The sequence below is a fragment of the Alitiscatomonas sp. genome (genome assembly GCF_037242085.1).
Classification (GTDB): Bacteria; Bacillota; Clostridia; order Lachnospirales; family Lachnospiraceae; genus Alitiscatomonas; species Alitiscatomonas aceti.
Genome location: NZ_JAXXBR010000096.1, coordinates 1 through 15085 on the forward strand (window position 1 = coordinate 1; position 15085 = coordinate 15085).

Consider the following 15085-nt stretch of genomic DNA (forward strand, 5'->3'; position numbering starts at 1 on the left):
GTAAAAGAATACGGCGCTGTCGGTCAGGGGAAAATCATAGTCATTTCTGATATAGCCGGAAAGCTTTCCCTCGAACAGCCTCAGATCTCCTTCGATCCTTCCGGGAAACGTCCGTTCTCCCCTGGATTCCAGCTTAAAATACCGGGGATCGAAGGCCCTGGACCGGCTGGCTGAAAGGACTGCCGCATCCTCCTCCCGGGCGATCCTCACATCTGCCGCCTGTTTTCCGTCAAAGGCCTGGACCGGCTGCTCCTCATACTGGCTGGATCTGGTCAGGGGAGTGATGGAATACTCCGCAGGCACCCGCAGGGAAAAGGGACGGCTGTCCGGCGTCCGCACATCTAAAAAGGTGGTCTCCTCCACCGTGTCCCCGGAGGTATCCAGCACCGTAGCCAGGGTATAAAATTCCGACGTGAACCGGGTCCCCGTTCCCAGCAGATAGATGACCGCTGAGGCCGCCGCCGAAGCTATGACCACAGAAATTCCGTAGTACCGGCTCAGGTCCTTCTTTTTCAGATACAGGTAAAGCCCCGGCCCTGCCGCCAGGATATAGACGGCTGTCACTGCCATATAAAGCGGGATCCTGGGCAGCCGGTCCACACTGCCGGTGCTCACCAGGCTCTGGGCGCTCCAGTAGTCGTCGTTCCTTCCATAGGAGCTGTAATAGTAAAGCTGGGAGACAGCCTCCTGGCCCAGGGTCTTTGTCAGGATCTCCGCCACATAGCCGGGGGTCTTTTCTGCAAACCCGCGGATCTCCCCCAGATCATAGGAAAAAAATCCCATTTTTCCCTTCCCGCGCCGGATCACCGTTAAAAGAGGGATATCGTCTCCTTCCATGACCACTCTTCCGCCGGGCACAGAAAGCTCAGCGCACATCAGCTCCACCTGGGCATCCTCCGGGGAATCCTGGGCGTATTCCACCCCCAGGCCCACTTTCTTTTTTTCATATCCCCGGATCCGGACTCCGCCCAGATCTTCGGAAAATCCCCCCAGGACCTTCTCTGCTTCCTGGCCTGTGCCCAGCAGGAGGGTCCCGCCCCGTTCCACCCACTGAAGGATGGCTGTCCTCTGGTCCTCGGTGAGACTTTCCGTAGAAAAGCCGTTGATCAGAAGGATATCCAGAAGCTCCAGTCCCCTGGCGTCGGAGGGCAGGGCCTTCTGGTCCAGGAGGACCAGCCGGGAATCCACCATGCCGTATTCCAGGTGGACGCCGTCAAAGTATGAGAGCTCCTCTTCCTCTCCTGCCAGGCCTCCGATCAGCAGCCTACCCATGTCCCGGGACACATCAAAGGAAAGAGAACAGGAATCCACCTCTTTTCCCCCCTGGTCGCAGAGGGCCACATGGATCCCGCTGCTCTTCTGCCCCAGGGGGATATAGATCTCCTTTTTTTCCGTCTCCGCCAGCTTCACAGAAACCGGGAAGCTGTACTGATAGACCTCATCGCTGTTATCCGGCGTGCTCTCCAGGGTCTTTACGTTCACTGTACCGTTAAAGGGCGTCTCCGACTGGCCGTAAAAAGTAATAACAAGGGGGATATGGCTCCCAAACTTTCCCATATCCCCATAGACTGTGGAAACCTCCATGGATACCGGCGCTCCGTCTCCCGCCCATGCCGGGCTTCCTGGAAGCAGGAGCGCAAAAACCAGTGCAAGGAACACTCTGACGCTTCTTTTTCCCATATGATTCATCCTATCGCTCTGAAATTTTCTCTGTTCACATCAAAATCGATCTTCAGCTTTACCTGGAACACCGTACCGTTTAAGTCGCTGGTGACGGAAATGGTCCCTCCATGCATATCCACAATATTTTTTACAATGGCCAGCCCCAAGCCCGTTCCTCCCGTGGCTGTGGATCGTGACTGCTCCACCCGGTAAAATTTATTGAAGATCAGATGCAGCTCTCCCTCCGGGATCACATAGCCGAAGTTTACCACAGAAACGGATACCACTTCTTCCTCTGCCTCGATCTTTACCAGTACCTTCTTTCCCTCGGCCCCGTATTTGATGGCATTGTTGATCAGGTTGTCAAACAGCCGGGCCAGGAGATTTCCATCGGCGGTGATCTCCAGGGACGGCACATTGCTGGTCAGTTCATAGGTAAGCCCCTTATCGGCAAAGCTGGGATAAAACTCCTCCAGAAGCTGTCCCAGGAGCTTTACGATGTCCACCCGGCCCACGTGCATGGCAATCTTGCCGCAGTTCATCTTCGTAAAGCCGAATAAGTCCTCGATGAGCTTTTCCAGGCGCTTGGCCTTTGTATAGGCGATGTCGATGTATTTCTGCCGCATCTCCTCCTCCATGGGCATGCCCCTGGAAAGCAGCTCCAGGTAGCCGATGATGGAGGTCAGCGGCGTCCGGAGGTCATGGGCCACGTTGGTGATCAGCTCATTTTTCGTCCGCTCCGATTCCCGTTCCTTATCCATCAGCTCCCGGATATCGGCCTCCATCCGGTTTAAGCTGGCCGCCATCATGGCAAACTCATCGTCTCCCTCCACCTCCACCTGGATATTCAGATCTCCCTCGGAGATGTTCTGGATGGCTGCTGCGATCTTTCCTATGTACCGGATGGACTTTCTCTGCAAAAGCAGGAAGGTCAGGGAAAAGATCCCGATGCCGGCGATCACATAAAGGATCGTGGTGGCAGTCCCCATCCGGAAGATCTTAAGGGCAGGGGAAAGGCTTCCCCGGGTCTTTTCCAGATAATTGACGATCATATCCACGTTGGCGATCAGAAAGATCTCCACCAGACATGCCACCAGGGTGCTGTACAGGATATTGACCAGGACCTGTCCGTAAAACCGTCTGCTGAAATCACTTTTCAATTTTATAACCCACCCCCCAGACTGTGGTGATGATCTTATTCTGTCTGGTATCCTCCTTCATTTTTCCGCGGAGACGGCGGATATGTACCATGACCGTATTATTGGCCTCGTATACCTTCTCATTCCATACCTTTTCAAAGATCTCGTCGGTGCTGAACACCCGGCCTGGATTGGAGGCCAGGAGATAAAGGATATCGAACTCGATGGGCGTCAGCTTGATCTCCTCTCCGTATACCACCACCTTGTGGTTGTCCTTATTGATGGAGAGCCCCTTGATATTGATCTCGTTTTTGGCAGCCTGGCCGGTATTCCGGTTGGGATTTAGCTGGGTATACCGTCTCAGCTGGGATTTTACCCTGGCTGTCAGCTCCAGCGGGTTAAAGGGCTTCACCACATAGTCGTCCGCCCCGGTCCCCAGGCCCAGGATCTTATCCAGATCCGTGGACTTGGCACTCAGCATGATGATCGGGATATTGTTGGTCTCCCGGATCTTCCGGCACATCTCCAGTCCGTCCATCCCCGGCATCATGATATCCAGGAGCACCAGGTGGATCTCCTCCTTTTCCAGGATCTCCAGTCCGTCCAGGGCATTGTTGGCCTTAAATACTTTATATCCGTCGCTGACCAGGTAGATCTCCACCAGGTCCGCGATCTCTTTTTCATCATCCACAACGAGAATATTGATCTGATCCATGAAACATCCTCCTCTGTCCGTAATATATGTACCATCATACCATACTTTGCCCACTTTTGCCTTACTTTTTTATGGAAAAAAACGGGAAGGGGCCTATGGCTCCTTCCCATCTCCATGACGGATCTCCTCAATCTCCCTGGCCAGCTCCTTTACGCTGTTTATCAGGGAATCGAAGGCCCCGTATTCATAAAATTTAATAAAGATCAGTCCCACCGGAACGGCCAGGATCATACCGGCCAGTCCCCGGAGCCTGTATCCCAGGAACAGGAAAAACAGGGTGGTCAGAGGCGGAAGCCCCATACTGTCCCCCACGATCTTGGGCTGGATGATCTGCCGGACCGCCTGGGACAGGACGTAAAGCAGTCCCAGGCCGGCCGCATAGGCAAAATCCCCGGTAAACAGCTTCACCGCAGCCCAGGGGATCAGCACCGTTCCTGTGCCGAACATGGGCAGGAAATCCAGAATGGCAATGGCCACCGCCAGGACCGCCCAGTAATGGACGCCCAGGAGCATAAGACCTCCCATGAGCACCAGGGCCACCACGAACATGATCTTGAACTGGGCCATGAAGTAGCCGCCGATGACCTTCCTGACGTCCTTCTTTATAAGTCCCGCATACCGCTTCACCGCCCCCGGCATCACTTCCTTTATCCTCTGGACGATCACATCATGCTCCGCCAGGAACAGATAGGAGGACAGAAGGACCACAATGGTATGGACCAGCACATCCGGCAGGGTCCTGGCCACAGCTCCTCCGGCAGAGGCCGCCAGGTCCTGGAGAAAGCCGCCGATGTACGCTCCCAGCTGCTCGATGACCTGGCCGAAGGAGTCCTTCACCTCCGGAGGCAGGAACGTAAGGACCTGCTCCAGCTCCGCATAGGCTTCGGCCACATCCTCCTGGACCTCCGCATAAAGCCCCGGAAGGGCCCGCACGAACAGCACCATCTCCTTAAGCCCCCGGCTTCCCAGGAAATACAGGCCAAAGATCACCAGAGCCAGAACCCCCACGATCAGGACCATGGAGCTGTGCCGCCTGACGATCCGTATCTTTTTTTCCAGGAACCGCACCAGGGGATTGGCGATCATGGCCACCACCCAGCCGATCACAAACGGTATGAAGAAACCAAGAAGCCGCGGTCCCCAGACACAGATCAGGTAGATGGTCATAAGGGGAACCGCAATGTTTAAAAAGATCCTCGCATATTTTCTGATATCCATTTCCTCCTCCATGAGGACCTGCGTCTGCCCTCTACTTTAACAGACCATATTCCCTGGCGATCTCCCGGAACGCCGGAAGGGAGCGCTCGATCTGCTCATGGGATACGCAGTAAGCGATCCGCACATAGCCCGGGCAGGCAAAGGAGCTGCCGGGGACCATCAGGACGTGATGCTTCTTTGCGGTCTCACAGAATTCCTTTTCATCCGCTACCGGAGACTTGACAAACAGGTAAAACGCGCCGTCGGGCTTTGCACAGGTAAAGCCGTCCTCCTTTAACGCATGGTACAAAAGATCCCGGTTCTTCTCGTAGGCCTCCACGTTGACGGTCACCTTGTGCCGGATACAGTACTGGATCACCTTCTGGATCAGGGACGGGGCGTTGACGCAGCCCAGGACCCGGTTGGCGATGGAGGCGGCAGTGATCAGCTCCCCGCTCTCATCCACCTCATCGGGGATCACCAGGTAGCCGATGCGCTCGCCGGGGATGGAAAGGGATTTGCTGTAAGAATACCCCACCACCGTATTATGGTAATACTTTGTCACATAGGGGACCTCCACCCCGTAGGCCAGCTCCCGGTAGGGCTCGTCGGAGATCAGAAGGATGGAGATGCCAAACTCCTTTTCCTTCTTCTCCAGGATAGCCGCCAGGGCCTTTATGGTATCCTCGCCATACACAACTCCTGTGGGATTATTGGGGTTATTGATGATGACGGCCTTGGTCCTTTTTGTGATCTTCTCCTCAAACTCATCCAGCTTTGGCATAAAGGTCTCTGTATCCGGGGAGATCCGCACCACTTCTCCGTCATAATTCCTCACATAGCCGTCGTACTCCACAAAGTACGGGGCGAATACGATCACCTGGTCTCCAGGGTTTAAGATGCTCTTTAAGATCACATTGAGGCCGCTTGCAGCTCCCACGGTCATGATCAGGTTTTTCTCAGAAAAACTGGTGCCGAACCGCTCATTGATGGACTGGGCGATGGTCTGGCGCACATCCTCAAAGCCGGCGTTGCTCATATAGCCGTGAAGGGCATTGAACGCCTCCTCTTTCACGATCTCCAGGATGGCCTCATTGACCTCCGGAACCGGCACATTGGGATTTCCCAGACTGAAATCGTATACGTTTTCCGCCCCATAGACGGCGGCCATTTTCTTTCCTTCCTCAAACATGGCGCGGATCGCGGAATTGTTCGCCATGAACGGCTTCATTTTTTCTGATACCATTTTCATTTCCTCCATCGTTTTCTTATTGTCCCCCAGATAAAACAGCCTTCCCCTTTTATGTCCTTTCCCCGGCTCCTGCCAGCCGCTTTATGAGCTCCACCCAGACCATCGCCGCTCCCGTGGCTGCAAAATAAAACCAGGTGGCCGGATTGGAATACCAGGTGGTAAAAAATGACAGCATGAAATAAAGCGCCGCCTGGGAATAAAAAAGCTGCCAGAACGGATTCTCTGCCCTCTCTGCCCGGTCCATGAGCCATGCGGCAAAAAGCCCCAGGACCGCCGAGAAAAGGAACACGCCTACAACGCCAAAATCGTAATAGGCATCATAAAACAGCGTCACCGTCGTCAGCTCCTCCTTGGTGGTGTAGATGGGAAAATCCACCAGCTCGGGCTTTATGAACTTAAGCCCCGTTAAGGCCCATAAGGGAAACAGGCTCTTAAGCCCCATGGAATGGGCCGGGAGCTCTGTCACCAGACAGTTGAAATTATCATAATTATTGGCAATGTACATATACGGCTGGGTGATAAAAATAGGCGTCGCCGGGTCCTTCATCTCAAAAATACCGTTGAGATACGCCACATCGTGGCTCCTGGCAACAGTCAGGATCACATAGAGCGGCAGCAGCGCCGCAGCCGCTCCGAACAGATACCGCAGCCGCTTCTTTCCCGAGACCTGCATAAAAGTCAGCACCGCCAGGATCACCGAAAAAATCAGCTGGAACCGGGACACGCAGAGCACAGGGACCAGAAGGGATGCTGCCGCAGCCAGAAGCACCAGGACCGCCTGCCAGCGCTTCTTTACGCCTCCGCGCAGAAACCAGATCACTGCCATGGACGGTACCAGCACGCAGGAAACGGTGAAATAGTGGACGCCGGATATGTGGAAATGGGAGTAGGCATGGGGCACTCCCCGCAGGAAGAACGGCACATAGCCCAGGACCGCTGCCTCCAGAAGAAAAGCGGCCCAGGACACAGCCGTCAGAAGAAGGATGGCCGTGAGCATACCAAAGCTCCCGGCAGCCTCTGTTCCTTCAGATACGGCTTCCACGCCCTTCCTCCTGGCCTTTTCCTCTCTTTTATCCTTGCCCTCTTCCCGTTTTTTCCGGATCCGGGCCTCTGCCATTCCAAACACACTCCAGAAAGCGGCCAGGGCTATGAAAAAACTGGCCCAGGTCACCGGGTCCCAGTCGGTCTGGAGCCGGCTCAGCTTAAAGCAGGAGATCCCTTCCCCTCCTACCCAGAACAGGGAAAACAGGGCCCGGAGATGGAGCGGGTTCCCGCTCCGCCTGTAATCATAAAAATACAGATACAGGGCTGCCAGGATCAGACTCATTCCCGACATATAGTAATGGGCGCTGGATGCAAAAAGCACACCGGCGCCATAAAGGATCAGATAAACTACCATATCCAGTTATTCTCCCAGGCCGCTTTCCACCAGGGCGACCATGTCCGCCAGGGCCTTTTCCTCATCCGGCCCCTCGCAGATAAACGTAATCTCATCCCCGCTTTTCACGCAGGCCCCAAGAACACTTAAAACGCTCTTGGCATTGGCTGTGCTGGTACCAAACTGAAATTTCACCGAGGACTGGTACCGCAGGGCTTCCTTGCACAGAATCCCCGCCGGCCTGAGGTGAAGGCCGGTGGGATTTTTGATCGTAACTCTTTGCTTTACCATATTGTAACTATACTCCATTTTTCATAAGATGCCGTGTCTTTACCGGTTTTCCTGCGCAGAAGAGGATTCCTCCGCCGGATGGACCTCTGCGCGGCGGCTCTCCTCCGTCTCATGGGAGGCGGCTGTTCCGGATACCTCCGTTCCATCCTGGGCTCCGGAAGCGTCGTTTGTCTCACCGGCTCCCGTACTGGTCTCCGCCGCAGTCTCTTCCGCCGTGCCGGATGAAGGTGCGCTTTCCGTTGCCTCGGGGACCTTCATCACCTGGATGCTGCAGGAGGAGATATCCAGGACCCTGTATACCCGGTCCAGATCCAGCTTCAGCACCACCTTCGCCTCATGGATCCCCTCGCCCATGGAGGAAACATCCACCTGGATGTCCGCGGAATCCAGAGTAAGGCTGTCCAGCTCCTCAGCCAGGGCCTCGATACGGATATTCACCGTATCCGGCTCCGCCCGGTAGATATAATCATCGTTTTCCCCTGTAAAGGAGGCATCGTTGACCTCCACCGTATAAACACGTTCCTTTAACTGCTCCACAGTCAGGGTCACATTGATCTCGTGGCGGCCCGTACCGGCCAGGGAAACTCCCACCGGCAGATACTCGTTGATATCGATGGTCCGCACCATATTTGTCCTGGCTCCGTCCAGGTTCAGGCTTTCACCAGGGATCGTAATGGTATTTAAGGAAGCCAGCACCGATTTCAGGCCGATGACAGGAACGCTCTTCACATCACATTCCACGCCCGTGAACCGGTATCCGTCGGCCACCTGTCCGGAAACCTCGAAATCCAGCAGCAGGCTCTTTACCTTGAGGACCGGCATGGAGTAGGATACCGATTCACAGTCCACCTCCACCCGCTGGTCCAGAACGATCTTATTGCCATTGGCGTCGTAGAACTGGGGCGATGCCGTCCCCTCTGCGTCCATGGTCAGGCCATCCAGGGAGATCTCGATCCCCACGCTGCTGATCTGGCCGATGGTGGATTCCGGCCCCTCCACATATAAATGATCCGGAGACAGCACCACATCTCCCGCTTCGTATCCTTCCTCCAGGTCTCCCGCGTAGGAAACGTTGATATCGAACCGCTTCTTCTGTAAGGGCTCCGTCTCGATCTTGATGGTGGATACCCGGCTCACGGGGGCTGACAGCAGGTATTCGCTGTGGTTCAGCACCTCCACCTTTACAGGGATGGAGCCTGTAACAGACCAGAGATCCGTCATATCCGCATAGGCTCTGAAGTCTGCCGGACGGATCCGGTGGGCATTGGTCGTTTTTACCTCATACGACACGGTGGTCGTCTTTTTTCCTATGATCTCATACGTTAAGCCGCTGGCTTCCAGTACTTCTCCGTTGACGATCTCCACCGGAACCTCCACCGTGCTGGTCATCACCGGATCGGCCACATTGACGACGCCCAGCCACACCAGAAAGGCACATAAGACCGACAAAAGCTTCAGTCCCCAGCGCTTATTCTGCTTTTCTTTCATTTTTATGTCTTCCCTTCCATAACCGGAACCGTCCTGCCCCAGTATCCTCTCCCTTTTCCACGGAAATGGCCTGGCGCAGGGTTTCCTGATCGCTGATCCTTGTGAGCTGTCCGTCACGGGCCAGGGACACGCGGCCTGTCTCCTCAGACACCACCACCGTCAGGCTGTCCGAGGTCTCGCTGATCCCCAGGGCCGCACGGTGACGGGTTCCCAGGTCCTTGCTGATGCTCAGATTATCCGACAGCGGCAGATAACAGGTGGCCGCCGTCACCCGGTTTCCCCGGATGATCACCGCACCGTCGTGCAGCGGTGTATTATGTTCAAAGATATTGATCAGAAGCTGGCTGGTGACGATGCCGTCCACCTCGATCCCGGTCCTCTCGATCTCCGAAAGGGGAGTTTCCCTCTCAATAACGATCAGCGCTCCCGTCTTTACCTTTCCCATCTCATAAGCAGCCCGGACGATCTCGTTGACAGTCTTGTCCGTATAGCCCTCCGGTCCTCTCACATCCTCTGAAGAAAACAGCTCTGTGATGATATTTTTGCTTCCCAGCTGCTCCAGGGCCTTCCGGAGCTCCGGCTGGAAGATGATCAGAAGAGCGATCAGGGCTAACTGGCCCATATGGTTGATCATCCAGGTAATGGTATTTAACCTGAGAAGGGACGCCCCCAGGTAAAAGGCCAGGATCATCAGGCCGCCCTTCAACAGCACCCAGGCTCTGGTATTCTGGACCCAGATCAGGATCTCGTATATAAGGAAAGAGATAATCAGAATTTCAAACAGGTTTCCCAGAGTGATCTTTGGTATGAACGCCAGCCAGGAATATATGCGTCCAAGAAATTCTGTCATACTTTCACCTCCATCCCAGTTTTATTTGTTTAATTGGATTTTTCGTGTCTGGAAGATTTTCTCGAAGAGATCCGGTGTACCTTCACATCCGGCTGGGAGACGGTGATCTTCGGCACCGCCTTCACATAATAATAGTAGTCGTCGTCCTGGTACTGTAAATATTCCGTCCTGGTGTAATCCACCGCAAACACGAAAAACTGGTAGACCAGAGCCAGGACCACAGACACCAGGATCCCCAGGATCATGGGACCGATGGCGACCGGCAGGTTAAAATAAAAGTCCCCGATGAAGATCACCACCAGCTGGGTGATCACTCCGGCGATGATGGCAATGGACCAGGAATAATCCACCGACAGATTTCTGATCAGGAACACCACCAGAACACCGGCCGCAAAGGCCGCCACCATGACCCACATCAGCTGGTTCCCAAAAAGGCTCTGGACAATGACGATGAACCGCTCCGCCATTTCTGACATGGTGCTGCCTGCCAGTACGCCGGCGTTCTGCTTCAGATACATCATAATATAATAAATGCATACGCCGCAGCTCACAGGAACAATGGATACCAGGCTGCCGGAAAGGCCCACGAACAGAGGGATCACATAGGGGACCTTTAAGAAAAACATCATGGGCGTCAGAAGCAGGAGATAGCCGTCTCCCGGCCGAAAACCATAATAGAGCATCATGACCACCAGCATAAATACGGCAATGATCAGCGCCGCCTCCAGGGATACCTGGGAAACGTGGGCGATCAGAAAGCAGCCGGCAAAAAATGCTGTGACTCCGCAGGGCACCGCCGCTGCCACCAGTCCCATCACCACCGGCACCAGGGGATTTTTAAGCCTGGCCATGAAGCCCACATTGGAGCTGATCAGAAAGAAGGCCAAAGCCCCCAGCAGGAACTTCACCGCCGGGATCATATACCGGTTGTATTTTCCATATAGCTGCTTTAATTTTTCTTTAAATACCAAAAGGCCCATCATACGCGCCGTTCCTCCTCATTTTCTCCCTGTACAGAGGGAGCTTCATATTTTTTCTCCAGACGGCGCAGCTTGGCCTGATAGATCTTCATGCCTTTGCTGGCACGCTCGTACCGTCGGGAATAGATCCAGTAAGTGACAGCCAGATAGACCAGAAGCCCGCCGGCATAGAATAAGGCCACATGCTTTGCCGACGCCAGGAGCGCGGTCACATCCATGGTGCTCATAATGTCCTCCATCTGATAGAGGACCCAGAGGGCCAGGCACAGCATACTGGAAAACGTGTAAAAAATGAAGGAGCGGATCATACGGCCTCCGACATAATCGCTCTTAAAATACCGGCTGGCAGGAAGGATGTCCCTCCCGGCCTTTTTTTCAAACATGGCGATCCCTGTCATGATCCGGATCTTTTCTTCGTTCAGCATATGGTTCTCCTTATCCTTTCTGCGAAACGGCGCAGGGCTGCGCCGCCTCACAGATAATATATCACAATTTCTTCCTGTTGGCGAGCAGTTCCCATTTTCTTATGGAAATGTTAAGGATTTTGACAAAAATCAGCCGTTCACCGAATCCGTAAAGCGCAGGAACGCGGCTCTTCCCTCTCCGGTCCGCTTATAAACGCCGGCGTCCTCCAGGACCTCTGCGAAAACGCGTCCTACCTCGGTCTTTAAAATATCCATCACATTCTCTTCTGTCACCGTTTTATATTTGGGAAGGAACTCCTCTACCCAGTCGGCGTGCTTCGCAATGGTCTCGCTGCTGCGGATATCCTTTCCTTCCGTCATATAGCCAGCCAGAAGGGCCAGCTCCTCCTTTAACCGGGCCGGGAGCACTGCCAGTCCCATGACCTCGATGAGGCCGATGTTCTCTTTTTTGATGTGATGCAGCCTTTCATGGGGATGGTAAACGCCCAGGGGATGCTCTTTGGTAGTGATATTGTTCCTCAGCACCAGGTCCATCTCAAACCGGCCGTCCCGCATCCGGGCAATGGGAGTGATCGTATTGTGGGGCTCTCCATCTGTCTCTGCAAAGATAAAGGCCGCCTCATCCGTATACCCGCGCCATGCCTTTAGGATCTTATCCGCCAGGTCCACGATCCGCCCGCTGTCCGTCCCGTTTAAGCGGATCACGGACATAGGCCACTTGACGATCCCTGCCTTCACGTCCTCAAAGCCCTTAAACTCCAGTTCCTTCTCCACCGGGGCCTTGGCCATGGCAAACTCATAGCAGCCTCCCTGGAAATGGTCATGGGTCAGGATGGAGCCTCCCACGATGGGAAGGTCGGCATTGGAGCCCAGGAAATAGTGGGGGAACTGCTTTACAAAATCAAACAGCTTCACAAAGGTGCTCCTGTCGATCTTCATGGGCACATGCTTCTGATTGAACACGATGCAGTGCTCATTATAATACACATAGGGAGAATACTGGAAGCCGAACTCCTCTCTGCCCATGGTCAAGGAGATGATCCGGTGGTTGTCCCGGGCCGGATGGTCTGCCCGCCCGGCATAGCCCACGTTCTCCACGCATAAAAGGCATTTGGGATATCCGCTCTGCTTTGCCAGCTTGGCGGCGGCAATGGCCCTGGGATCCTTTTCCGGCTTGGAAAGGTTTACAGTCACGTCCAGGGCTCCATATTCCGTATCTGCCACCCACTTCATATCCTTACATACCCGGTATCTCCGGATATAGTCGGAATCCTGGCTCAGCTTATAAAAATACCTGGTGGCTGCCTCCGGATCTGCCTCATAAAGCCCTCTGAACCGTTTTGATACCTCGCTGGGCCTGGGCATCAGGCAGTTCATCAGCTTCGTATCAAAAAGATCCCGGTAGGTCACACTGTCATGCTCCAGAAGGCCGTTCTCTGCCGCATAGTCCAGAAGCGTCTCCAGGATATCCTCCAGGCTGCGTTTTTTTTCCGGCTCTTCCGGCTCCTCATATTCTGTAAGGCCCAGAAGTCTTAAGATCTGGTTCCTGGCGTAATATCTGTCCTCTTCATCTAAAAGTCCTGTATCCAGGCCGTACTGCACCAGATCCCGGACTGCTTCACTGATCATTTTCATAACTTCCACTCCCCGTAAAAATTCATTTCTTTAATTATAGCTGTTCCCGGCAGACAATACAATCGTTAATTCCGGTTTTTCAAAAATTGTGAGATCCGTTCTGCCAGGATCCCGCCCACTATGCCGATGACGGCTCCGGCCGCGCAGCCGGCGGCCAGGAGCGCCGGCAGATAATAAAAGACGCCTGCTGTACGGACGATAAAAGCCGCAAAGGAGACCTGTCCCACATTATGGGCAATGCCTCCCAGGATGCTGATGCCTACCGTCGAGAACCACTGCCGCTTTTTCGCTGCCGCCATGACCAGCAGGCTTAAAAAGCTTCCCGAAAGGCCATAGGCCATACTGTACGGATTTCCAAAGGAAAGGCCCGTGAGAACGATGCGGAGCACCGTCACCGCCGCCGTTCCCCGGATCCCCACCAGGTAAAGCCCGGCCACCGTCACCAGGTTGGCAAGTCCCAGGCGGATCCCCGGCACCGGGAACGGAATGGGGATCAGGCTCTCCACGAATCCCAGGACCATGGCCAGGGCAGTGAGAAGCCCGTAAAGGGCCGCCCGCTCCGTTCTTTCTGACGTATTTTTCTTCAATCTCCCCTGCTCCTCCCGTCTTGACTTTGCATGACCCATTTGCTAGAATGAGACCTGTCCAAATCTATAATAGAAAGAATGGTATCTTTTATGAAAAGGTTCCCCCATCTGGTGCCTGTGCTGGGGGCTGCCATCCTTCTGGCGGCCCTCTGCTTTATAAAGCCGCCGGACGGCTCTCCGGCAGACGTTCCCATCCACCGCTCCGATTTTCTCCTGAATACCTTTGTGGATATCGCCATCTACGATTCCAGGGACGAGTCCATCCTGGACGGAGCCATGGCCCTCTGCCGGGAATACGAAAACCGTTTCAGCCGCACTCTGTCCGGAAGCGAGGTGTACCGGCTGAACCACCGGGAGGACGCCACGGGAACGTATCCCCTGTCTGACGACATGACGGATCTCCTGGCCACAGCCCTCTATTACTGTGAACGTTCCGGCGGGGCCTTTGATATCACCACCGAGCCCTTAAGCTCCCTCTGGAATTTCAGCGGGACGTCCCCGTCGGTCCCTCCGGCGGAGGCCATTGAGGAGGCCCGGAAAAAGGTGGACTATAAAAAGCTCCGGCTGGACGAGACCCGGAGCACCCTGACCTTCCTGGATCCCGGCACCTCCATCGATCTGGGCGCCATCGCCAAGGGCTACATTGCCGATCAGCTGAAAGCGTATCTCCTGGACTCCGGCGTGGAAAGCGCCATGATCAACCTGGGAGGGAACGTCCTCTGCGTGGGGAGCCGGCCCGACGGCACGCCGTTTACCGTGGGGCTCCAGAAGCCCTTTGCGGACCGGAACGAGACCTTTGCCCAGGTGGAGGTCTCTGACCTTTCCGTAGTGGCCTCCGGCGTTTACGAGCGCCATTTCGTGGAGGACGGAAAAAATTACCACCATATCCTGGATCCCTCCACCGGCTATCCCTATGACAACGGCCTGATCTCAGTGACGATCCTGTCAGAGCGGTCCGTAGACGGAGACGCCCTCTCCACCACCTGCTTTTCCCTGGGACTCTCCAGAGGCATGGAGCTGGTGGAATCCATGGACGGCGTGTATGCCTGCTTCATTGATGAGGATTATCAGATCCACTATTCCGACGGAATGGAAAAATTTTTACGAAAGGATTAGATCCTATGGACCAGAAAAACAGACAAGCAGGGAAACGGGAGCTTTTCCTGGCCGGAGCCGTACTCCTTACAGCGCTCCTTTTCTTTCTCGTGAACCGGGCCCTCCACTCCGGGCCGGCAGCGTTCCTGGAAATTTCTGTGGACGGGGCCGTGGTGGAGACCCTGGAGCTTCATAAGGACCAGGAATACACGGTAAAAAATGACCAGGGCGGCGTCAATGTCTTTGTGATCCGGGACGGAAAAGCCTGGGTCACCGAAGCCTCCTGCCCCGATAAGATCTGTATGGACCAGGGACAGGTCAGCCAGGAGGGAGAGATGATCGTATGTCTTCCCAACCGGATGACCGCCCGGGTCATGGGAGCCCCTTAGGA

The 15085-nt window shown here is 54.8% G+C and carries 14 protein-coding genes and 1 pseudogene; 2 read left to right on the forward strand and 13 right to left on the reverse strand.

Annotation, left to right across the window (positions count from 1 at the left end; genetic code table 11):
• From WIH05_RS09980 to WIH05_RS10040, 13 genes and pseudogenes are all read right to left on the reverse strand, one after another.
• Window positions 1-1680, reverse strand: a pseudogene (locus tag WIH05_RS09980) (hypothetical protein); the annotation flags it as partial.
• Between the two features lie 5 nt (window positions 1681-1685).
• Entirely contained in the window at window positions 1686-2822 is a 1137-nt protein-coding gene (locus WIH05_RS09985) for a HAMP domain-containing sensor histidine kinase (protein ID WP_215652813.1), read from the reverse strand.
• Window positions 2812-3516 (reverse strand): response regulator transcription factor, encoded by a 705-nt coding sequence (locus tag WIH05_RS09990; protein ID WP_022273029.1) that lies wholly within the window; start codon window positions 3514-3516, stop codon window positions 2812-2814. The genes WIH05_RS09985 and WIH05_RS09990 overlap by 11 nt, the downstream gene beginning before the upstream one ends.
• Before the next feature lie 93 nt (window positions 3517-3609).
• Window positions 3610-4734: a sporulation integral membrane protein YtvI gene (gene ytvI / locus WIH05_RS09995; RefSeq protein WP_022273030.1), complete on the reverse strand. Its 1125-nt coding sequence runs from the start codon at window positions 4732-4734 to the stop codon at window positions 3610-3612.
• A 31-nt stretch (window positions 4735-4765) separates the two neighbouring features.
• On the reverse strand, window positions 4766-5959 hold the full coding sequence (locus WIH05_RS10000) for a pyridoxal phosphate-dependent aminotransferase (protein ID WP_022273031.1): 1194 nt from the start codon (window positions 5957-5959) through the stop codon (window positions 4766-4768).
• A gap of 55 nt (window positions 5960-6014) precedes the next feature.
• Window positions 6015-7364, reverse strand: coding sequence for an O-antigen polymerase (locus WIH05_RS10005; protein ID WP_337425322.1), 1350 nt, complete (start codon window positions 7362-7364; stop codon window positions 6015-6017).
• Between the two features lie 6 nt (window positions 7365-7370).
• Window positions 7371-7634: an HPr family phosphocarrier protein gene (locus WIH05_RS10010; protein WP_158358785.1), complete on the reverse strand. Its 264-nt coding sequence runs from the start codon at window positions 7632-7634 to the stop codon at window positions 7371-7373.
• Between the two features lie 39 nt (window positions 7635-7673).
• Window positions 7674-9122: a CdaR family protein gene (locus WIH05_RS10015; RefSeq protein WP_022273034.1), complete on the reverse strand. Its 1449-nt coding sequence runs from the start codon at window positions 9120-9122 to the stop codon at window positions 7674-7676.
• A complete protein-coding gene (gene cdaA, locus WIH05_RS10020) occupies window positions 9103-9972 on the reverse strand; it encodes a diadenylate cyclase CdaA (protein ID WP_022273035.1) in 870 nt (289 codons plus the stop codon). The genes WIH05_RS10015 and cdaA overlap by 20 nt, the downstream gene beginning before the upstream one ends.
• 29 nt (window positions 9973-10001) lie before the next feature.
• Window positions 10002-10955: a hypothetical protein gene (locus WIH05_RS10025; protein ID WP_022273036.1), complete on the reverse strand. Its 954-nt coding sequence runs from the start codon at window positions 10953-10955 to the stop codon at window positions 10002-10004.
• A complete protein-coding gene (locus tag WIH05_RS10030; protein WP_337425323.1) occupies window positions 10952-11377 on the reverse strand; it encodes a hypothetical protein in 426 nt (141 codons plus the stop codon). The genes WIH05_RS10025 and WIH05_RS10030 overlap by 4 nt, the downstream gene beginning before the upstream one ends.
• A gap of 129 nt (window positions 11378-11506) precedes the next feature.
• Window positions 11507-13006, reverse strand: a complete 1500-nt coding sequence (gene galT / locus WIH05_RS10035) for a UDP-glucose--hexose-1-phosphate uridylyltransferase (RefSeq protein ID WP_337425336.1) — start codon at window positions 13004-13006, stop codon at window positions 11507-11509.
• 71 nt (window positions 13007-13077) lie between these two features.
• Window positions 13078-13599 carry a Gx transporter family protein gene (locus tag WIH05_RS10040; RefSeq protein WP_337425324.1) on the reverse strand — a complete coding sequence of 174 codons (522 nt, stop codon included), beginning with the start codon at window positions 13597-13599 and terminating at the stop codon, window positions 13078-13080.
• Between the two features lie 90 nt (window positions 13600-13689).
• Between WIH05_RS10040 and WIH05_RS10045 the strand changes: the two genes are divergently transcribed.
• Together WIH05_RS10045 and WIH05_RS10050 are read left to right on the forward strand one after the other, a co-directional pair.
• A complete protein-coding gene (locus tag WIH05_RS10045; RefSeq protein WP_337425325.1) occupies window positions 13690-14715 on the forward strand; it encodes an FAD:protein FMN transferase in 1026 nt (341 codons plus the stop codon).
• Window positions 14716-14720: 5 nt separating this feature from the next.
• Window positions 14721-15083, forward strand: coding sequence for a NusG domain II-containing protein (locus tag WIH05_RS10050; RefSeq protein ID WP_337425326.1), 363 nt, complete (start codon window positions 14721-14723; stop codon window positions 15081-15083).
• Window positions 15084-15085 lie beyond the last annotated feature (2 nt).